Source organism: Roseateles sp., from assembly GCF_039929605.1.
Classification (GTDB): domain Bacteria; phylum Pseudomonadota; class Gammaproteobacteria; order Burkholderiales; family Burkholderiaceae_C; genus Pelomonas.
Genome location: NZ_JBDSQX010000073.1, coordinates 1 through 19,578 on the forward strand (window position 1 = coordinate 1; position 19,578 = coordinate 19,578).

15 protein-coding genes, 1 pseudogene and 2 riboswitches are annotated in these 19,578 nt (G+C 65.8%); of the genes and pseudogenes, 2 read left to right on the forward strand and 14 right to left on the reverse strand.

Annotation, left to right across the window (positions count from 1 at the left end; all coding sequences use genetic code 11):
- Positions 1–139: 139 nt before the first annotated feature.
- Positions 140–742, forward strand: a pseudogene (locus ABIS05_RS09895) (cellulase family glycosylhydrolase); the annotation flags it as partial.
- 13 nt (positions 743–755) lie between these two features.
- Here the strand turns inward: ABIS05_RS09895 and ABIS05_RS09900 are convergent.
- From ABIS05_RS09900 to ABIS05_RS09960, 13 genes are all read right to left on the reverse strand, one after another.
- Positions 756–3,830: a PAS domain-containing protein gene (locus tag ABIS05_RS09900; protein ID WP_348009138.1), complete on the reverse strand. Its 3,075-nt coding sequence runs from the start codon at positions 3,828–3,830 to the stop codon at positions 756–758.
- A 207-nt stretch (positions 3,831–4,037) separates the two neighbouring features.
- The gene (locus tag ABIS05_RS09905) at positions 4,038–4,844 is read right to left on the reverse strand and encodes an NRDE family protein (RefSeq protein WP_348009139.1); all 807 of its coding nucleotides are present in this window, start codon (positions 4,842–4,844) and stop codon (positions 4,038–4,040) included.
- Positions 4,845–4,856: 12 nt separating this feature from the next.
- Positions 4,857–6,245, reverse strand: coding sequence for an L-serine ammonia-lyase (locus tag ABIS05_RS09910; RefSeq protein WP_348009140.1), 1,389 nt, complete (start codon positions 6,243–6,245; stop codon positions 4,857–4,859).
- 2 nt (positions 6,246–6,247) lie between these two features.
- Complete coding sequence (locus ABIS05_RS09915) at positions 6,248–6,634, reverse strand: type II toxin-antitoxin system VapC family toxin (RefSeq protein WP_348009141.1); 387 nt, start codon at positions 6,632–6,634, stop codon at positions 6,248–6,250.
- Between the two features lie 6 nt (positions 6,635–6,640).
- On the reverse strand, positions 6,641–6,886 hold the full coding sequence (locus ABIS05_RS09920; RefSeq protein ID WP_348009142.1) for an AbrB/MazE/SpoVT family DNA-binding domain-containing protein: 246 nt from the start codon (positions 6,884–6,886) through the stop codon (positions 6,641–6,643).
- A gap of 58 nt (positions 6,887–6,944) precedes the next feature.
- Complete coding sequence (gene gcvP / locus ABIS05_RS09925) at positions 6,945–9,833, reverse strand: aminomethyl-transferring glycine dehydrogenase (protein WP_348009143.1); 2,889 nt, start codon at positions 9,831–9,833, stop codon at positions 6,945–6,947.
- Between the two features lie 21 nt (positions 9,834–9,854).
- Positions 9,855–10,229: a glycine cleavage system protein GcvH gene (gcvH, locus tag ABIS05_RS09930; protein WP_348009144.1), complete on the reverse strand. Its 375-nt coding sequence runs from the start codon at positions 10,227–10,229 to the stop codon at positions 9,855–9,857.
- A gap of 5 nt (positions 10,230–10,234) precedes the next feature.
- Positions 10,235–11,359, reverse strand: a complete 1,125-nt coding sequence (gene gcvT, locus ABIS05_RS09935) for a glycine cleavage system aminomethyltransferase GcvT (RefSeq protein ID WP_348009145.1) — start codon at positions 11,357–11,359, stop codon at positions 10,235–10,237.
- A 26-nt stretch (positions 11,360–11,385) separates the two neighbouring features.
- Positions 11,386–11,499: riboswitch (glycine riboswitch) on the reverse strand.
- A 20-nt stretch (positions 11,500–11,519) separates the two neighbouring features.
- A riboswitch (glycine riboswitch) is annotated at positions 11,520–11,617 on the reverse strand.
- 15 nt (positions 11,618–11,632) lie between these two features.
- A complete protein-coding gene (locus tag ABIS05_RS09940; RefSeq protein ID WP_348009146.1) occupies positions 11,633–12,010 on the reverse strand; it encodes a PIN domain-containing protein in 378 nt (125 codons plus the stop codon).
- Positions 12,007–12,213: a type II toxin-antitoxin system VapB family antitoxin gene (locus ABIS05_RS09945; RefSeq protein WP_348009147.1), complete on the reverse strand. Its 207-nt coding sequence runs from the start codon at positions 12,211–12,213 to the stop codon at positions 12,007–12,009. The genes ABIS05_RS09940 and ABIS05_RS09945 overlap by 4 nt, the downstream gene beginning before the upstream one ends.
- Positions 12,214–12,277: 64 nt before the next feature.
- Positions 12,278–13,744: an amidohydrolase family protein gene (locus tag ABIS05_RS09950; protein ID WP_348009148.1), complete on the reverse strand. Its 1,467-nt coding sequence runs from the start codon at positions 13,742–13,744 to the stop codon at positions 12,278–12,280.
- Positions 13,647–15,545, reverse strand: a complete 1,899-nt coding sequence (locus ABIS05_RS09955; protein WP_348009149.1) for a hypothetical protein — start codon at positions 15,543–15,545, stop codon at positions 13,647–13,649. Before ABIS05_RS09955 ends, ABIS05_RS09950 begins: the two co-directional genes overlap by 98 nt.
- Before the next feature lie 82 nt (positions 15,546–15,627).
- Entirely contained in the window at positions 15,628–16,491 is an 864-nt protein-coding gene (locus tag ABIS05_RS09960; RefSeq protein WP_348009150.1) for a lipid A biosynthesis acyltransferase, read from the reverse strand.
- Between the two features lie 1,041 nt (positions 16,492–17,532).
- Between ABIS05_RS09960 and ABIS05_RS09970 the strand changes: the two genes are divergently transcribed.
- The gene (locus ABIS05_RS09970; RefSeq protein ID WP_348009151.1) at positions 17,533–18,897 is read left to right on the forward strand and encodes a hypothetical protein; all 1,365 of its coding nucleotides are present in this window, start codon (positions 17,533–17,535) and stop codon (positions 18,895–18,897) included.
- A 28-nt stretch (positions 18,898–18,925) separates the two neighbouring features.
- Here the strand turns inward: ABIS05_RS09970 and ABIS05_RS09975 are convergent, their stop codons facing one another.
- Positions 18,926–19,264 carry a hypothetical protein gene (locus ABIS05_RS09975; RefSeq protein WP_348063245.1) on the reverse strand — a complete coding sequence of 113 codons (339 nt, stop codon included), beginning with the start codon at positions 19,262–19,264 and terminating at the stop codon, positions 18,926–18,928.
- Positions 19,265–19,578 lie beyond the last annotated feature (314 nt).

Sequence of the window (19,578 nt, forward strand, 5' to 3'; positions counted from 1 at the left end):
TCCGGCACCATGACGGCATGCTTGCTACCTCCCAACCCGCGCCTTATGCGTCGACTGGCGGTTCAATCGGGCGCTTTAGATCCAGTGGGCTTAACGTACAGAATTTTCCGTTTCTTGAGGGCACCCCAAGTACGACCATCGCGTCGTCTTCGAGACGATGAACGAACCGCGCGTGTCGGTAGCCGGCGTGGACGACTGGTGGGGCAAGCCGGAGTACTACGACGTGCTGAACCGCTTGAACGCGGTGGCGCTGAATGCCATCCGTGCGACGGGCGGCAACAACCTGCGCCGCCTGGTGATGCTGCCCGGCTATGCGGCCACGGCCACCGCCGAGCAGACCAACGCCCTCGTGCTGCCCAAGGACAAGCACATCGCCGTCTCGGTGCACGCCTACTCGCCCTACGACTTCGCGCTCAACCAGAAGGGCGGCTCGGTCTTCAGCGGTCAGGCGGAGCTGGACGAGATGTTCACGCGGTTGAATACCAAGTTCATCCAGGCCGGCACACCGGTCGTCATGGGCGAGTGGGCGTCGACCGACAAGAACAACCTCGCCGAGCGCGTCAAGCACGCGGCCTACTTCGCGCGTGGTGCCCGCAAGGCCGGCATCCCGGCGTTCTGGTGGGACAACGGCAACATGACCTGGAGCGCGACGTCCACCGACATCATGGGCGTCATCGACCGGCGCACGCTGGGGGTCGCCAAGCCGGAGATCGTGGACGCCATTCAGTGCGCGACGCGCTGAAGCGGCGGCTAGCTCAGAAGATCGTCTGCGCCAAGGTGTCGCGCCCGGCGGCCTTCGCCCGGTAGAGGGCGCGGTCGGCACGGTCGAGGATGTCCTCCGCGCCTTCGCCGGTGCCGCCCCAGCAGGCCAGGCCGACGCTGGTGGTCACGCTGATCTCCGCGCCGCCGGGCAGGCGCATGGGCGCCCGGATCGCCTCGACGAGCTTGGCGGCGACGTGGCTGGCCTCGGCGTCGCCAGCCAGGCCTTCGAGGATGACGACGAACTCGTCGCCGGCCAGGCGTGCGGCGGTGTCTGTCTTGCGCACGGCTGCGCAAACGCGCACGGCGAACTCCTTCAACACCAGGTCGCCGGCGGCGTGGCCGTAGGTGTCGTTGATGTGCTTGAAGTGGTCCACGTCCATGAAGATCAGGCCAATGCCCTTGCCGTGGCGGCGGCTACGGGCCAGTGCCAGTGCCAGCCGGCTCTCGAACTCGCGGCGGTTGGGCAGGCCGGTCAGGGGGTCGTTGCGGGCCAGCTCCTGCAGGCGGCGCTCGGCGTCCTTCATCGCGGTCACGTCGGTGGACAGCGCGTAGATGCCGACGATGCGGTCGTCGGCCCGGCGGTCGGGGATGTAGACCGTCTGCAGCTCGCGCGTGATGCCCAAGGCCTGCGAGACGATTTCGAATTCGACGCGTTCGCCCGAGAGCGCCTGCTCGATCTGCTGGCGGCGCTGCTCGTACAGCGCCGGTCCCAGCAGGGCCTGGAGGTGATTGCCGACGGCGAGTTCGGGGTCGACGCCCATCCAGGTCTGGAAGGTCTTGTTGGCGAAGGTGAGGCGGTGCTGGCGGTCGATGTAGGAGATCAGGACCGGCAGGTTGTCCGCGATCGCCTTCAGCTTGGCCTGGGCGTCGTTGACGCGTTGTTCGGCCAGCTTGCGCTCGGTGATGTCGAAGGTGACCGCGAACACGCCGATGACCCGGCCATCGGTGTCGAACTCGGGCACATAGGTCTGCTGGTACTTGCGCGGCTCGCCGTTCCGCGGCCCGGTTTCTGATTCGAAGACGACGGTCTGCCCCGCCATGGCCTGCCGCAACCAGGGCTTGATCTGCTCCACATAGGCCCGGTCGCGGACCTCATCGATGCGGTGGCCGAGCAGTTGCTCGGGTTTGACGCCGAGCAGGGTTTCGAACTGGCGGTTGGCGAACAGATAGCGGCCTTCGGCATCGAGGTGCGAGATCAGCGCGGGCAGGTTGTCGGTGATGGACCTGAGCCTTCGTTCGCTGCGCTCCTGCTGCAGCTGGGCGCTGCGCAGCTCGGTGATGTCGAAGGTCATCAGGTAGACGCCGTTGACCGCATCGGTCAGCGGGTCGCGCATGGGCACGAGATGGATCTGGAAGTAGCCGGTGCCGCCGCGCCAGGGCAGGGAGCCTTCGAACGACTGGTGCTTGCCTTGCATCGCTGCGCGCACATGGGGCTGGTGCAGCGCGTAGCTTTTTTCGCCGAGGCCATCGCGCATGCTCATGCCAACGGCCTGGTGACGCCCGATGCCGTGGACCTTGAGCGCCAGGTCGTTGGCGAAGATGCAGCGCTCCTCGGCATCGAAGGCGCCGACGATGGCCGGGATGGCGTTCATGACGTCGCGCATGCGCTGCTCGCTGGCGGCCAGCTGTTTGAGCAGGGGCCGCACATGCTGCCTGAGCAGCCAGGTGCCGGCGAGCACGAGGATGCCCAGCAGCAGCGCGAGCCAGCTCAGGCGCTGGCGGATGGCGCTGAAGACCGCCTCGGTGTCTTCCTTGACGACCATGGCCAGGCCGGTGCGCGCAAGTGGCCCGAACGCGGCGACGACGCGGATGCCGCGCAGGTCGGAGGTCTGCGTGACGCCGGACTCGCCCAGCAGCGCGCGGTTGATGGGCAGGTTGACGCGGCCGTTGGCGTCGAACATCGGGATCGTGACGGTTTGGGGATAGAGCTTGGACGGCAGGCAGGAGGCGGCATCGGCGACGCGGGCGCAGATCAGCACATCCGACGAGCTTTCGGCATCGCGGATTCGTGCGACGAGGCGGTCCATCAGCGCAAGGTGTTGTTCGCTCTGGAAGCGGCCGATGACTTCGCCCTTGTCGGTGATGGGCAGGTCGGTCACCAGCAGGAAGCCACCGGCCCAGGCCAGGCGGCTGTTGGCGGCGTAGTCGCGCGCCAGGGTCAGCCCATGGGCGTTAGGTGATGTGGCGAAGGCACCGGCCTCGGCCAGCGTCGCGCCGGCCGGGTCGACGAAGCGCGCCGCCGTCACGCCGGCCGTCAGCAGGCTCTGGGTGATGGTGCGCAGGCGGTCCAGGTCGTCGGCATCCGTGCGCGCGGCGGCACTCGCGACCTGCGCCACGACGTTGGCCCGGGTTGCGGTGGTGGCTGCCAGCCAGACGCCGGTGTCCAGCGCACTGGTCAGCGCCTCGCCGGTGATGACTGCGGTGGACTGCACCTCCTCCTGGCGCGCGTGCTCCAGCTCCGGTTCGAGCGCCGCGAAGCCGCCGGCACCCGCAGCTATGGCAATGACGGCCAGCACGGCGAGCGAACGCCGCGTGATGCGTTGCTCGTGTTGGTCCATGCGCTGCTGCGCACCGCTCCAGCGCAGGTGCAGCTCCCACAGCGCGACGGCGAGCAGCACCAGGCCGATGGCCGTTGTCAGCGTCAGGCGGTTGAACGAGCCCCACCGGTAGAGCTGCTCCAGCCGCAGCAGATAGCCCAGGATGCCCAGGGAAGCGATCAGCACCGCGGTGGCGATGCAAGCCGCGGCCAGGTGCTGGACGGCGCGGCTGGGCTTGCAGGTGAGCAGGGCCAGGCTGGAGAACAACAGCAACAGCGCGCAGCAGGCATTCGGCGAGATACGGCCCGGGTAGGGGCTCAGCGCCGTCGGCAAGATGCCCGGGTGGGTGATGTCGATGCCCAGCGAATGGCCGCTAACCGCCTCGAAGAGCATCAGCACGGGTATCACCGCCAGCAGCAGCGCAAGGCCGCGCACCGCGCGCCGCGCTGTCTCGCTTGGAGCCTGCCCGTGCGGCCAGCCGGCCATCCACCAGACCATGGCACTGCCGGCAAACAGCAGTGTGGGCGACATGATGCCGGACTCCTGTGCGTCCGGCAGCAAGCTGCTAAGACCTAACTGGAAAGTCCAGCGTACGGCGGCAAGGCTGGCGACCAGCATGCAGGCCAGTGCGGTCCAGCGGACAGCAGACGAACGGCGTAGGTGCGTCAGGGGCATGGCAAAGACGGGGGGAAGCAAAGTTGCGACGGTAACGCAGCTTGTGCGTCGCGCCGCCTCCGGTCAAGGCCAGCAGGCCAAGCGGTGGGTGACCGGCGCGAGCCAGCGGCCCTCGGCCGTGATGCTTCGCTCGATGATCTGGGTGGCGCCGCTGCGGTCCCGGATCAGCACCGTGGCACAGCGTGTGCCGTAGATGGCGACGCCGGGGTTGGCCGGGTCGGGCATATGGACGAAGCGAGGCGACAGCAGGCGCTCGCGCGCCACGCCGATGCCGGTGTCCGGCAAGGCGGCGTCAGGCGCTGGGGTGGCGTCGGCGAGGGCGTCGATGAGCCGTGCGGCCAGTTGCTCGGCGTTGCCGGCATTGCCGGCATCGGCCAGCGCATCGGCCAGAGCCAACTTGATGCCCTGCGCCTTGGGCCAGGGTGTGTCCAGCGCCGCGTTGGACAGTGCATGAATACCCGCCTCGATGGCCACCGGCGTTGGCGCGCGGTTGCTGAGCCAGTGCCAGGTATTGCGGGCCACGTCGGCGGTGATCAGGTTGAAGCCGTTGTAGCCGGGCTCGAGCGCATCGGCGAAGGCAAGGGCGTCGACCCCGCTAGACAGCCAGTCGACGACGAGGTCGCCTCGCGAGGGCGCCTGGGCGTCCTGCCGGCCGGGTTCGCGCACATTGGTCAGCAGCGCGAGCCGCCCGGTGCGCGTGAGGCCGAACCAGGTGCCGCCGGCACTGAGGTCGCGGCCGGCGAGGATGTCGGGCCGGTCTGCCCACCAGGCCATCGGCGCTGCCGAGCGGGCGAAGAACTCATCGCGGTTGGCGGCGATGACGAGCGGGAAGCGCGGGTGGGCGTTCAGCGCGAACGCGGCGAGGCACATGGCTCAACGGCTTCAGCACTCGACGATGTTCACGGCCAGGCCGCCGCGCGCCGTTTCCTTGTACTTGGTCATCATGTCCGCGCCCGTGTCGCGCATCGTCTTGATGACCTTGTCCAGGCTGACGAAGTGCGTGCCGTCGCCGCGCAGCGCCATGCGCGCCGCGTTGATCGCCTTGACCGATGCAATCGCGTTGCGCTCGATGCACGGGATCTGCACCAGGCCGCCGACCGGGTCGCAGGTGAGGCCGAGGTGATGCTCCATGCCGATCTCGGCGGCGTTCTCGACCTGCTCCGGCGTGCCACCCATCACTTGGCAAAGCGCCGCAGCGGCCATCGAGCAGGCCACGCCCACCTCGCCCTGGCAGCCAACCTCGGCGCCGCTGATGGAGGCGTTTTCCTTGTAGAGGATGCCGATGGCAGCGGCGGTCAGCAGGAAGTCGACGACGCCCTTTTGCGTGCTGCCGTGGACGAAGCGTGTGTAGTAGTGCAGCACTGCGGGCACGATGCCCGCCGCGCCGTTGGTGGGCGCCGTGACGACGCGGCCGCCGGCGGCGTTCTCCTCGTTGACGGCCAGCGCGTACAGGTTCACCCAGTCCATCACCATCAACGGGTCACGCAGGGCTGCCTCGGGGTTGGCCGTCAGGTCGCGATGCAGCTGCGCCGCGCGGCGCTTCACCTTGAAGCCGCCGGGCAGCACGCCTTCCGTCTTGCAGCCGCGCACGACGCAGGCCTGCATGACGTCCCAGATTTTCATCAGGCCGGCGTCGATCTCGGCCTCGGTGCGCCAGTGGCATTCGTTGCGGCGCATCAGCTCGGCGATGGAGATGCCGTGGCGCTGCGTCAGCACCAGCAGCTCGTCACCTGACTTGAAGGGGTAGGGCAGCACGGTGGTGTCGGGCGCGATCACTTTCTGCTTGCTGCCATCGGCCGCCACTTCGTCGCTGACGACGAAGCCGCCGCCGACGGAGTAGTAGACGCGGTTGGCGACTTCGCTGCCGTCCGCGTCGAAGGCGATGCAGCGCATGCCGTTGGCGTGGAAGGGCAGCGTCTCGCGGCGCTTGAAGATCAGGTCCTTGGCTTCGTCGAACTTGACGGCATGCTGGCCGACGATATTCAGGTCGCCCGCGCGGATCGTGTCCATCAAGCCCGGGATGGCCTCGATGTCGACGCTGTCCGGCTCATGCCCGGCCAGGCCCAGCAGCACCGCCTTGTCGCTGCCGTGGCCCTTGCCGGTGGCGCCCAGACTGCCGTAGAGGATGACCTGCACACGGGCCGTCTTGTCGAGCAGGCCGTCGTGCTGCAGCCGCAACCCGAACAGCCGCGCCGCGCGCATCGGCCCGACGGTGTGCGAGCTGCTCGGGCCAATGCCGATTTTGAAGAGGTCGAAGACGGAAACGGCCATGGTTAGCGGATGAAACGGAAATTGAACCCGGGCACCTTGGCCCAGGCTTTGTCGGCAGTGACGACGGTAGCGTCTGCAAGGGACGCCGCCAATGCCAGGCAGCACCGGTCGCCGAGAGACAGCCCGAGTGTTCGGGTGGAGGGGCGCAGCAAGCCCGCTTGAAGTGCCAAACCTGCGGTCAGCGACACCACCTCTAGCCCGAATTGCTTCAGCTCGAACTCCACGCGGGCCTTCGGATAGCCCTGGTCGGCCAGCTTGGAAGCACACTCGGCCCAGTTAACTGCGCTCATCAAGCCGCCGTGGCCCACGGCGAGATCCACGACGGCATCGCCACCCGGTTCGCTGAACACCGAAGCCAGCAGCGCCGACGTGTCGTAGACGAACGGCATCGCCCGTTAATCCCGCGCGGCCTCGTCACGGCGCTCGCGTATCAATTCGTCCACGACGCTGGCACCGTCCTTGGGCTTGTACGGCGCCACACGCGCTTGCATCGCCTTGATGGCCTGCCGACGCGCCACGATGCGCAGTTCACCGTCCTCCACATACATGGACAGTGGTTCGTCCGGCCTCAGGTCGAGTGCCTTGCGCAATTCGGCCGGGATCAGGACCCGACCTTCCTTGGACATGCGAATGGCTTCCATACTTTTCTCCGATTGGCAGATTTCTTCGATTCTGACAACGAATCGAAAATCTGTCATTTCAAGCGTCTTCGTATTCGGTCAGGGGCACGCAGCTGCAGAACAGATTCCGATCACCCCACACGTTGTCCACACGCCCCACCGGCGACCAGTACTTCTGGCGGCGCAGCGAGGGCAGCGGGAAGGCGGCGGCTTCGCGGCTGTAGGCATGGGGCCAGTCCGTCGCGCTGACGACCATGGCCGTGTGCGGCGCGTTGACGAGCGGGTTGTCCTCGCGGCTGACCTTGCCGGCTTCGACATCGGCGATCTCCTGGCGGATCTGGATCATCGCGTCGATGAAGCGGTCCAGTTCGGCGCGGCTCTCGCTCTCGGTCGGCTCGACCATCAGCGTGCCGGCGACGGGGAAGCTCAGCGTCGGCGCGTGGAAGCCGTAGTCGATGAGGCGCTTGGCGACGTCTTCGGCGCTGATTCCGGAAGTCTCTTTCAGCGGGCGCAGGTCCAGGATGCACTCGTGGGCCACGCCGCCGCCCTTGACGCCGTCAATGCCGCCGCTGAAGTGGATGTCGTAGTAGTCCGACAGGCGGGCCGCGACGTAGTTGGCCGACAGGATGGCCACTTCGGTGGCCTTCTTCAAACCCTCCGCGCCCATCATGCGGATGTACATCCAAGAGATCGGCAGCACGGCCGCATTGCCCAATGGAGCCGCTGACACGGCGCCGATGTTGCTGGCCTTGCCGAGGCCCGCCGTGCGGTGCGCGGGCAGGAAGGGCACGAGGTCCTCCACCACGCAGACCGGACCGACGCCCGGGCCGCCGCCGCCGTGCGGGATGCAGAAGGTCTTGTGCAGGTTCAGGTGCGACACGTCGCCACCGAACTCGCCCGGTGCGGCGACGCCGACCAGCGCGTTCATGTTGGCGCCGTCCACGTAGACACGGCCGCCGTGGCTCTTCACCATCGCGCAGATCTCCTTCACGTGCGTGTCGAACACGCCGTACGTGGAGGGGTAGGTGATCATGATCGCGGCGAGCTTGGGGGCGTGTTGTTCGCACTTGGCCTTCAGGTCGACGAGGTCGATGTTGCCTTCCTTGTCGCACTTGGTGACGACGACCTGCATGCCGCACATCTGCGCCGAGGCCGGGTTGGTGCCGTGCGCGCTTTCAGGAATCAAGCAGACCGTGCGGCCCGCGTCGCCGCGTGACTCGTGCCAGGCCTTGATGGCCAGCAGGCCGGCGTACTCGCCCTGCGAACCGGCGTTGGGCTGCAGGCTGATGCCGGCGTAGCCGGTGCACTCGGTCAGCCAGTTCTGCAGCAGTTGGTCCAGCTCGGTGTAGCCGGCCAACTGGTCCTGCGGCGCGAACGGGTGGACGTTGGCGAACTCGGGCCAGGTGATGGGGATCATCTCGGCCGTGGCGTTGAGCTTCATCGTGCAGGAGCCCAGCGGGATCATGCTGCGGTCCAGCGCCAGGTCCTTGTCGGACAGGCTGCGGATGTAGCGCAGCATCTCGGTTTCGCTGTGGTGCGTGTTGAAGACCGGGTGGGTCAGGAAGGCGCTGCTGCGGCGCAGGTGCGACGGGATGAGGCTCTCGACGCCGGCTGCGAATTCCTCGACCTTGGGCACCGTGGCTCCGGCGGGCGCGAACCAGCGCCAGATGGCTTCGATGTCGGCACGCGAGGTGGTCTCGTCCAGCGCGACGCTGACGTGCTTGTCGCTGTGCTTGCGCAGGTTGGCTTGAGCGGCCACGGCCTTGGCAGTGACGGCAGCGGCGTCGCACTCGGCGAGCAGCGTGTCGAAGACCTGCGGCGTCAGCACCTTGACGCCCATGCGCGTCAGCCCGGCATGCAGGATGGCCGCGTAGCTGGCCACACGCTCGGCGATGCGCTGCAGGCCTTGCGGGCCGTGATAGACCGCGTACATGCTGGCCACGACGGCGGGCAGCACTTGCGCCGTGCAGATGTTGGACGTGGCCTTCTCGCGGCGGATGTGCTGCTCGCGGGTCTGCAGCGCCAGGCGCATGGCCGGGTGGCCCTGGGCGTCCTTGGACACGCCGACGAGGCGGCCGGGCATCGAGCGCTTGAACTCGTCACGACAAGCCAGGAAGGCCGCGTGCGGGCCACCGGCGCCCATGGGCATGCCGAAGCGCTGGCTGTTGCCGGCCACGATGTCGGCGCCGAACTCGCCGGGCGAGACCAGCATCGTCAGCGCGAGCAGGTCTGTGCAGACGATGAAGGCGGCTTGCTTCGTATGGGCCTGGTCTGCGAAGGCCTTCAGGTCGTGGATGAGGCCGGTGGTGCTCGGGTACTGGCAGACGACGGCGAAATAGTCGTTCTCGGCCATCAGCGTGGGCGCCATGCCGACCTTGACCTCGATGCCGAGCGGCGCGCAGCGCGTCTGGATCACTTCGATGGTCTGCGGGTGCACATCGCCGGCCACGATCAGCGTGTTGCTCTTGCTCTTCACACCGCGTTTGGCCAGCGTCACGGCCTCGGCGGCCGAGGTGGCTTCATCCAGCATCGAGCCGTTGGCGATGTCCATGCCGGTGAGGTCGGTCACCATCGTCTGGAAGTTCAGGATGGCTTCCATGCGGCCCTGCGAGATCTCGGCCTGGTAGGGCGTGTAGGCCGTGTACCAGGCGGGGTTCTCCAGGACGTTGCGCAGGATGACGCCCGGCGTGTGCGTGCCGTAGTAGCCCTGGCCGATGAAGCTCTTGTAGACCTTGTTCTTGGCCGCAATCGCTTTCAACTCGGCCAGCGCGCCGGCCTCGGTGATGGGCGCGGGTAGCTTCATGCCGGCACTTCGGCGGATGGATGCGGGCACGACCGCATCGATCAGCGCGGACCGACTGGCCACGCCGACCGCCGCGCACATCAGGGATTCATCGACGGCATCGGGCCCGATGTGGCGGGCGTGGAATTCGGAAGCGTCTTCGAGATGGGAAAGCGGCGTCGGCATGGCAGGTCTACAGCAGGGAGTTCAGAGGGTCTTGACCAGATCGTCGTAGGCGGTGGCGTCCATCAACGCGTCGAGCTGGGCGGGGTTACTCAGCTTGACCTTGAAGAACCAGCCTGCCTTCAGCGGGTCGGTGTTGGCCAGTGCCGGGTCGTCGCGCAGGGCTTCGTTGACCTCGGTGATTTCGCCGTCAACAGGCATGTAGACGTCGGCCGCAGCCTTGACGGATTCGACGACGCCGGCGACTTCCTTCTCGGCGTAGGTCTTGCCCACTTCGGGCAGGTCCACGAAGACGACGTCGCCCAGCGCGTCCTGTGCGTGGACGGTGATGCCAACGGTGGCCGTGCCATCGCCGTGCACGTCAAGCCATTCGTGGTCGGGGGTGTACTTGATGCTCATCGCGTTCAGCCTCTGTAGTAGCGGTTGGGGGTGAAGGGGGTAGGGGAGACGACCATGGGCGTGCGCTTGTCGCGCACGAGGGCGAAGACTTCGGTGCCGACGGCGGTGTGGGCCTTGTCGAGGTAGGCGAGGGCGACTGGCTGGTTCACCGTCGGGCCGAGCGTGCCGCTGGTGACGATGCCGATCTCGGTGCCATCGCCCGTCACGATCTTGGCGCCTTCGCGCACGGGCATGCGCTCCTTGCCGACGAGGCCGACGCGCTTGCGAGCAGCGCCGTTGGCGAGTTGTTCGTCGATGACCGCCGCGCCGGGATAGCCGCCGGCACGCGCGCCGCCAGCGCGGCGAACCTTCTGAATGGCCCAGATGATCGACGCCTCGACCGGCGTGGTCGTCTCGTTGATGTCGTGGCCGTAAAGGCACAAGCCGGCTTCCAGGCGCAGCGAGTCGCGGGCGCCCAGGTCGATGGGCTTGACCTCGGCGTGGCTCAGCAGCTTGCGGGCCAGCGCCTCGGCGTCGTCCTGATGGACGGAGATTTCGTAGCCGTCCTCGCCGGTGTAGCCCGAGCGGGTCAGGAAGGTGTCGATGCCGTCGAGCGAGAAGAAGCCGCCGGTCATGAAGGTCAGCTTGGCGACCTCGGGGTTCAGGCGGCTCAGCACGTCGACGGCCTGCGGGCCTTGCAGCGCCAGCAGCGCGCGCTCGGGCACGGGGATGACCTCGCAGCGACCCGCCAGATGCTTTTGCATGTGCGCAATGTCCTGGTCCTTGCAACCGGCGTTCACCACGACGAACAGGTCGTCTGGCCGCTTGCAGACCATCAGGTCGTCCAGCAGGCCGCCCTGGTCGTTCGTGAACAGGGCGTAGCGCTGCTTGAACGCACCCAGGTCGACGATGTCGACCGGCACCAGCGTTTCGAGAGCGGCCGCGGCGTCAGCACCGACGATGCGCACCTGGCCCATGTGCGACACGTCGAACAAGCCCGCGGCGGCGCGCGTGTGCTTGTGTTCGGCCATCACGCCGCTCGGGTATTGCACCGGCATGTCGTAGCCGGCGAAGGGCACCATCTTGGCGCCGAGTTCGACGTGGAGGGCGTGAAGAGGCGTGGTTTTGAGGGAAGACGGCAAAGAGGACATCAGAGCTCCGACGGAATTCGGGTGTGGATGTCCTCGCTGTCCGGGGTACCTGAGAGATTGACAAGGCGGTGTGCAGTCCCGCGCAAGCTTGCCCCTTCGGTGGGCTGACCTTGCGTCAGCCTCTCTCCAGTGAGGAACGCGGCAAGTGTCAGCCACTCGTCGCGTTTTGTCAGTCCTTTTGCCTGAGCGTTCGGAGGGTGACCCCCTGCGCCTTCGGCGGCCCCCAACTTCACCGGGGCGCTCTCCTGAACGGCGGCATTCTAGGGGCTGTTTTCAGTGCGAAGCACTGCCGTAGGCGATGCCGAGTTGGCGGGCGGCGGCGTCGAGGCGTTTGTCCAGTGTGTAGAGGGAGGCGCCCGGCGTGATGAGCGCGGAAGCCAGCAGCAGCACGTCGATCAAGCCAAGGCCCCGACCGAACAGTTTTTCGCGGTCCAGCAGGCTGATGGCTTCTGCCACCGTCGCTGCGCCAGCACGAGGCAGCCTGCCCATTTCAACCAGCACTTTGGCGCGGGGTGTTGGCGGTGTGCCGCAGGCCAACTCGCCGATGACCAAGTCATGCGAGAGCACCTGACGCAACTGCAGCAGGGCGACCAGTACGGGATCGGCCTGCTTGAAATGCTCTGACCAGACGCAGGTGTCCACCAGGATCATGTCGACTCAACGACGGGGCGGCGCCTAGGAATTGGCTGCATGCCAGGAACGGAGCCGCCCAGCGCAATCAGGCGCTGCGCGGCGCGTACCTGCACATAGGTACGCACGGCTTCTTCGATCAATCGCGCGCCTTCAAGCTTGTTGTCGGACATCTCAACGGCTTCCTTGTACAGATCGTCGTCCAACGTGACGGTGGTTCGCATGGCTCGCTCCTTTAATGATTTGATGCAAATGTGCATCAAATTAGATGACGCCACAAGTGAGGTATCAATCGCCCAAATGCCCCGATTCCAGCGCCTCGCCGTCGATCGGCATCGTCTGGCCATCTGCGCCTTCGAAGAACAGCGGCTTGCGGACCTTGGCGACGGGTGCGATCTGGTTCATCGTCATCGCGTCGAACAGCCGACCGTTCTGCATGACCTGCACGATGCGGTCGCTCTGCCGAATATCGGTCAGCGGATTGCCGTCGATGACGACCAGGTCGGCCAGCTTGCCCGGCTCGATGGAGCCTAGGTCTTTGTCGAAGCCGAAGTTGCGAGCCGGGTTGATGGAGGCGGTGCGCAGTGCCTCCATCGGCGTCATGCCGCCCAGCACGAACATCCACATCTCCCAGTGCGCGCCCAGACCTTCGCGCTGGCCGTGGGCGCCGATGGAGGTGTTGACACCGGCACGTGACAGTGCCGTCGCCGTGCGGGCCACGCGCAGCACGTTGAAGTCCTCCTCGGGCGCGGTCTCGCGGCGCACGGCGCGGGGCTCAAGCACGGAGCGCGGCACGTAGCGGCTCAGCAAGGGGTGCTTCCAGACCTCCGTGCGGGCGTACCAGTAATGCTCGCCGTCCAGCCCGCCGTAGCCGACGTTCAGCGTCGGCGTGTAGCCCACGGCGGTCTGGCTCCACAGCTGCTTGACGTCATCCCACACCTCGGCGAGCGGCAGTGCGTGCTCCACCGTCGTGTGGCCGTCCACCACCATGCCCATGTTCATCTGGAACAGTGAGCCGCCCTCGGGCACGACCATCATGCCGGTGCGGCGTGCAGCTTCCAGGATCTGCTGGCGCTGGTCGCGGCGCGGCTGCTGGTAGCTCTTCACGCTGATGGCGCCTTCGGCCTTCTGGCGGTTCAGGTGGGTCAGCGCGTCGTCCAGGCTGTTGACGTTGGACGTGTAGGGCGTCTTGGCGCCGTAGAGGATGGTGCCGGTCGAGTAGATGCGCGGGCCCAGCACCAGGCCGGCGCGCTGCATTTCGCTCTGCGTGAAGATGGACGCGCTGTGGTTGGACGGGTCGTGCAGCGTCGTCACGCCGAAGGCCAGCGAGGCGAGGTTGATCCAGCTCTGCTGAGGGATCAGGCCGCCGTCGTTCATCGCGCCATGCCAGTGCGCGTCGATGAAGCCGGGCACGATGGTCTTGCCGCTGGCATCAATGCGCTTGGCATCCAGCGGGATGGCGATGTCCTGGCCCACGGCCACGATGCGGTTGCCGTCCACAACAACGGTGCCGCCCTCGATCACCTCGTCGCCCTTCATCGTGACGATGCGTGCGCCGGTCAGTGCGATCTTGCCGGCAGGCTTGTCACTCGCCTGCTCGAAGCCGATCTTCTGGCTCGTCGCCTTGTCCTTCCCTTCGGCATTGGCCGTGAACAGCTCATCGCCTAGCGTGAAGTGCAGTTTCTTGCTGTCGCCGCTCCAGTGCAGGCCTGAGCCGGCGTTCACGTCGAGCTGGCGCACGGGCAGAGCGTCCATCTTGGCGCCGACGGTGATGACCTTGCCGGATTGCCCCTGCACGTTTGGCAGCGGCGTTACGTAGGCATGAAATCGCTCGACGAAGCCCCAGCCACTGGCCATCGGGCGACACGCTGTATTCGCTGGCCACGTCGCTGCGCGCGACCTCGGTCTCGCTGCGGTCGCGCAGGTTCAGGCGCGTCAGCGCAAAGCGCTGCTCCACCTCGCTGGGGCTGCTCGTCTTCGTGAAGAAGACCTCGTCGCTGCGGGCACCGAATTGCGCGCCGCTGCCTTCCTTGGCGATGCGCTCGGCCTTGCCAGAACCATCGGCGGTGGCGAGGTAGAGACCGGTGTCCAGGCTGTACCAGGGGCTGGTGAGCCCGCCACCCTTGATCTTGCGATAGACGACCTGCTTGCCGTCCGGCGACAGGCGCGGCTCCAGGTACTTGCCGGGCTCCTTGACGAGCACGGAGTCCTTGCCCGAGGCGAGGTCGAGCCGGCGCACCGTGCCCTGCGTGTCGTCGCGCCAGGTGGCGTAGACCAGGCTCTTGCCGTCGCGCGCCCAGCTGGGCGCGAACTCGAAGGACTCGTCCTGCTTCGTCAAGCGGCGCGGCGTGCCATCCGGCAAATCCATGACATAGAGCGAGCCCAGCGCCGAGTAGACGACGCGCCTGCCGTCCGGCGACACCTGGGCGCCGCGCAGCTGGTGCACGGCGAATCTATCCGGCGCCACGGCCTGCGCAAAACGCATCGGCTCGCGCAACTCGCGGGTGTCCTTCACGTGGAAAGGAATGTCGGCCGCCGTGCCCTTGAACGGGTCGACGCGCCAGATCCTGCCTTCGGCCCAGACGACCAGCTCCTTGCTGCCCGGCATCCACGCGAAGCTCGGGTAGACGCCCCACATCGCCCAGATCTCCTGCAAGTCGCGCGACAGGCCGCTCCAGGCCGGGCGCTCGACGCCGGTGCTCAGGTCCTTCAGGAACAGCGTGCTCTGGTTGCGCACGCGGCGCACGAAGGCGAGGTACTTGCCGTCCGGCGACGGCGTCGGCCGCACCGCGCCGCCAGCGCCCTGCACGAAGGGCTCGACCGAGCCGTCGCTCAGGTCCTGGCGGTAGATCTTGTAGATCTCGCCGTTGCTGTTCTTGTTGTACTCAAACACGCGACCGGGCGTGGCGTCCTGCGAGTAGTAGAGGTACTTGCCGTCCGGCGAGATGGCCGGCTCGCCCAGGTCCTTCTGCCAGTTGGGCTTCTCGTTGAGCTGCACGCCCTTGTTCTTGGCCGCTTCGCCGTCGACGTGGAACAGCCAGATCTCGCCCGACCCGGCGCTGCGCGTGCCGGTGTAGTGCTTGCGTGCCAGCAGGTACTTGCCGCTCGGGTGCCAGGCCGGGTTGTTCAGCGTGCGGAAGTCCTCCTGCGTTACCGCGCGGGCGCCGCTGCCATCCACATTCATGACCCAGAGGTTGTCCCCGCCGCCGGCATCGCTCAGGAAGGCAATCTGCTTGCCATCGGGAGAGAAGCGCGCCTGCTGCTCCCAGGCGATGGAGTGCGTCAGCGCCTTGGCCTCGCCGCCGCCGACGGGCAGCGTGTACAGGTCGCCCAGCAGGTCGAACAGGAGGGTCTTGCCGTCGGGGCTGACGTCCACGCTCATCCAAGTGCCGGTCTTCACATCGATGCTGGCCGTCTTGGCCACGCCGGGCGGTGTGTTGACATTCCAGGCTGGCGGCTTGGGTGGCTCCTTGGTTGCCTCTTTGGGCGCTTCTTGCGCGTTGGTGGCGAGAGCTGCGGCCAGCAGCAGGGCAGGGGCGGCGGTGCGACAGAGCATGGAGGGCGCTTGGGAAACCAAAGCCTTCGATGCTAACGAAGGAAGAGTTGCCAGCCTGTTCGTCACGCCCGGCCAGGGCGTTTCACTTCGCGTAGAAGTCGGCCTCGCCGGGCGGGCGCGACTTGAAGCGCTTGTGCAGCCAGAAGTACTGGTGCAATTGCGGGCGCGCCATGCCTTCGATGACGGCGTTCATCCGCGTGGCATCGGCCACGAGGTCGGCGGTCGGGAAGTTCTCCAGCGGCGGCTCGATGACCAGCGTGTAGCCATCGGCATCACGGCGCGGGTAGCACGGCAGCACCGCCGCATTCGCCATGGTCGCCATGCGCGACAGGCCGGTGATGGTGGCTGCCGGCACGCCGAAGAAGGGCACGAAGATCGAATCGCGGTGGCCGAGATCCTGGTCGGGCAGGTAGTAGAGGCGGTAGCCGTCCTTCAACGCGCGCAGCAGCGGCCGCGAGCCGTGATGGCGGGCGAACATGACGCCGGAGTCGAAGCGCGTCCGCTTGGCGTGGAAGAACGCGTCCAGCCAGGGGTCCTTCTGCACGGAGTAGAAACCGGCGACCGGCGTTTCCAGCGAGACGCGCACGCCGGCCAGGTCCAGCCCGGTGAAGTGCGCCGCCAGCAGGATGACGTTGCGGCCCTCCAGCGCGCGCAGGTGTTCCAGCCCTTCGATGCGCATCAGGCGCTTGAGCCGTTCCTTCGACGAGAACCAGCAGTAGCCGTACTCCAACAGCATCTGCACCATGGCCACGAAATGCCGGCGCAGCAGGGTGCGGCGTGCGGCGGGCGTCCAGTCCGGCAGCGCGAGCTTCAGGTTCACCCGGCCGATGTGCCGGCGCGCCGTCGGCATGGCCGCGACCAGGTTGCCGATCAGCCAGCCCAGCGCCGAGACGGCGCGGAACGGCAGCCAGCTCAACAGCCAGAGCAGGCCCACGACCAACTTCATGCCCACGCGCCCACCTCAGAGACTTCCATCCGCGCCATCGCCTGCAACCCTTGTCTAGGGGCGGCATGGTAGTGGTTACTCGGCTACGGCGATCAGCTGCAGTGGTTTATTGTTGACAATGTGCATTATGTAAAATATTGGAAAGCGGAGTCGCCAGCTTCCTCATAGCTAGCAGCTGTCCGACAAGATTTGCCCCTTTCATAGTAAGGTGACAACATATCCCTTACCAAAACCCCCGTTTTGCGACAGCAAATGGCTTACTCGGGGTCGTATTGCGACAGAACACCATTGTCTGGCCCTACGGTAAACAGTTCGCGACAGAACATCCCAGCCCAGCCTTACGGGCGAATCGCGACAGCAAATGGCTTACCAGCCCTACGAACTGCGACACAACACCCCTTATTAGGCTTACGGCTGGGGTCGCAGCTTGTAAAAGTTGCACCGCGACGGTGCAAGGCCCTGTCGCGTTGTCGCCCCGCGGCACCTTACCTCCGCTGGCATCCTGGTGCGCAAAGAGACTTCCCGCCAAGGTGCCGAGCCAAGGGCGTCAGCCACCAGCGCGGTCGATATGCGCGCAGATCACGGCGACGATTGATGCAGTACTGGAACTCCTCCAAGTAGCGCTGCGTGTAGTGGCTCAGCTTGAAGCCCTTGAACGTCGAGGCAAGCCGAGTCAACGCGGCCTTGCCCTTGGCGGTGGTTTGCACAGCAGCCACGACCAGCACCGTGTTCGGCGCCACGCGACCCACACCCGTGGGACGGACATTCCTTTGTCAAAGTGACGCTGAAGTCCTTACTAACCATACACACAAGCACTTCCCTTCCTCGTGCTTTGGACGCTTATGTACTTCCGTCCCTCGGTCGTCCCGAGGACGACAAAGACTTATCCGTCAAAAAACCGAGGGACGACAAGCGACCTCGTGTCAAAACCGAGGGACGACAAAGTCACGGTCTTTGCTGACGGCCTCAACTGGAACTGTTGGATCGATCGCCAGATGCGTTGACGGCATCGCACTCCCTCGGAGCCCGGATACTTGGCTAATGGGTTCAATCATCTACGGCCACCTCAACGACAGCCTGCTTCTCGATCCCAGCGCGGTCGCCACCGAATACGACGGCGTCTCGGACAACGAACTCCAGGATGCGCTTGCTCAGTACCGCGCGTTCTGCGTGACCAACATGGACGAGTTGCTGGACGAGGTGTCCCCTCAGCAGGGGCGGCTGCGGCTGTACGTCGGAGACGTTTCTGATGAGAAGCTCCTCAAACAGGGGGCGTTCTACCTGGACACGGTGATCATCAGCGACCCGATGTTTGCTCTGACCACGCCGGAGCACGAGCTGACCTCGGCTTGGTCCAAGGCCTTCGACATGAGGGCTCCTGAACGTCTGAACCGCAAGGATGTCGCCCGTGCTACAAAGACGCTGTTGTACTGCCGACCGCTTGTCACAGAGGGCTACGTTCGATTCTTCCCGACCAGCCTAGCCGACGAAGCCCCTGAAGACCTACCGATGTACGCGCCGGAAGACGGATTTGAGGGCCTCTTGCCCCCTCACCTGCTTTCTATGTGCAAGGATGCCGCCAGGGTCCGGTCCGTCGTGTCGAGCCCCGAGGGGTTGGTTGTCATGTCCGATCTGGATCTAGGTCGCAGGATCCATATCGACTTCGGCGGCGTCGCCAACGGCAGAGGTTTCGGCTTCAACCTGATTCAACAGGAGGTCGTCTCATGGGATCCCAAGACGCGGTTAGCGCAGGTTGCCATGAAGCTGCCAAAGGAGCCGCCGACGCAAGAGATGTTCGACGCATGGGTCGCGCAGTCGGTGAATAGTTCGGCCCGCCAGCATTTCGATTCACTGTGTCGCGACGTGCGTTGGTCAACGCGATTTGGCGCACAGCTGATGACGCGGTCGACTTTTGCTGCCTCGGTGCTCGAGAGCAGCGAACAGGTCACCAATGCCACCATACCTACAGCTACGGCAAGCGGCTGGCTCAACCTGGACCTCAACGTCTTTGACGACCTGCCCATGAGCAAGTTGATGGAGGCGAGGTCCGACGAAGAGGCGTTCCGTCGGTTCCGCCGACATCTGGAGAAGCAGTTTCGCGAGCTTCGGTTAGAGACCGACCCGGAGAAGCGCCGCCAGAAGACCGAAAACGCGATGCACGAGCTTTTGGACATCCAACTGACGGAGGTCGACAGCGCGATACAACGGCTGAAGCGTAAGGGGCTACTCAGCGGCCTCGGTGTCGTGGCCAGCCTCGGCGCAGCGTTGGCCACGTCGCCTGCGACCTTGATCGCGACGCTGGGTGCCGCTTATGCCGGCCTGCGGACCATTGAGGAGTACCGCATAGCAGCGAAGGAGAGCCCGGCCTATTTCCTCTGGCGGACGCTTGGGCCGAAGAGGCCGTAGCCTGCATCGGGCATGTTCGCGCCTTTTTCTACCGGCAGTCCGGATCGTCAGGCGGTTGGTAGTTGAGTTCGAGCGTGTACGGCAAGTCGTACAAGGAGTGGTACTCAACAACGAACACCAAATCCTTAAAGAAGGCCTGCCGCTCGAGCCGCGGATTGCAAAGTCCGGACGCCGCCTTCGTTCCTTCAAAGAGGTCGATCTGCTGGTCGACCCCAACCACCTGCTTCGCCGTCAAACTCGTCGTTGCCAATGTATTTCGCAATTTGGCAGGGAGCAACGCGTTCAACTGCGGAACGGTGGCGTCACAAGATGGGGCCCCTCGGCCAAGCGTGTGAGCGGCGACGGTGGTCTCGCGTCGCAAGCTCAAGACTAGGCGCGGTAATCGCTGATGCCGACAGCCAGCAGGAGAAGGTGCTGTACGCCGGCCACGCACGAGCAGTTCACGCGACTCCAGATGACCGGACCTCACGAGACTGCCCCTCGGGCAAGGTCGACACCAACGCACGCCTTCGTGGCCGAGCGGCGCGAACCCAGTCTTCTCGAATGAAGAAGTTTAAGCGCCGTTAAGTCGTCGCATCAGTAGCCACACAATTTCTCCCGCCATCTTCAAGCGAGCGCTTTGCCTGTTCGCAATAAATTGAAAACACGGGATGGCGAAACAGAGATTCAGGGAGTCCCAAA

Bases quoted from the DNA above. Each gene is read 5' to 3' on its own strand.
- ABIS05_RS09900 (WP_348009138.1), bottom strand. From the start codon at position 3,830: ATGTCGCCCACACTGCTGTTTGCCGGCAGTGCCATGGTCTGGTGGATG.
- ABIS05_RS09905 (WP_348009139.1), bottom strand. From the start codon at position 4,844: ATGTGCCTCGCCGCGTTCGCGCTGAACGCCCACCCGCGCTTCCCGCTC.
- ABIS05_RS09910 (WP_348009140.1), bottom strand. From the start codon at position 6,245: ATGGCCGTTTCCGTCTTCGACCTCTTCAAAATCGGCATTGGCCCGAGC.
- ABIS05_RS09915 (WP_348009141.1), bottom strand. From the start codon at position 6,634: ATGCCGTTCGTCTACGACACGTCGGCGCTGCTGGCTTCGGTGTTCAGC.
- ABIS05_RS09920 (WP_348009142.1), bottom strand. From the start codon at position 6,886: ATGGAAGCCATTCGCATGTCCAAGGAAGGTCGGGTCCTGATCCCGGCC.
- gcvP (WP_348009143.1), bottom strand. From the start codon at position 9,833: ATGCCGACGCCGCTTTCCCATCTCGAAGACGCTTCCGAATTCCACGCC.
- gcvH (WP_348009144.1), bottom strand. From the start codon at position 10,229: ATGAGCATCAAGTACACCCCCGACCACGAATGGCTTGACGTGCACGGC.
- gcvT (WP_348009145.1), bottom strand. From the start codon at position 11,359: ATGTCCTCTTTGCCGTCTTCCCTCAAAACCACGCCTCTTCACGCCCTC.
- ABIS05_RS09940 (WP_348009146.1), bottom strand. From the start codon at position 12,010: ATGATCCTGGTGGACACCTGCGTCTGGTCAGAGCATTTCAAGCAGGCC.
- ABIS05_RS09945 (WP_348009147.1), bottom strand. From the start codon at position 12,213: ATGCGAACCACCGTCACGTTGGACGACGATCTGTACAAGGAAGCCGTT.
- ABIS05_RS09950 (WP_348009148.1), bottom strand. From the start codon at position 13,744: ATGGACGCTCTGCCCGTGCGCCAGCTCGACGTGAACGCCGGCTCAGGC.
- ABIS05_RS09955 (WP_348009149.1), bottom strand. From the start codon at position 15,545: ATGCTCTGTCGCACCGCCGCCCCTGCCCTGCTGCTGGCCGCAGCTCTC.
- ABIS05_RS09960 (WP_348009150.1), bottom strand. From the start codon at position 16,491: ATGAAGTTGGTCGTGGGCCTGCTCTGGCTGTTGAGCTGGCTGCCGTTC.
- ABIS05_RS09970 (WP_348009151.1), top strand. From the start codon at position 17,533: ATGGGTTCAATCATCTACGGCCACCTCAACGACAGCCTGCTTCTCGAT.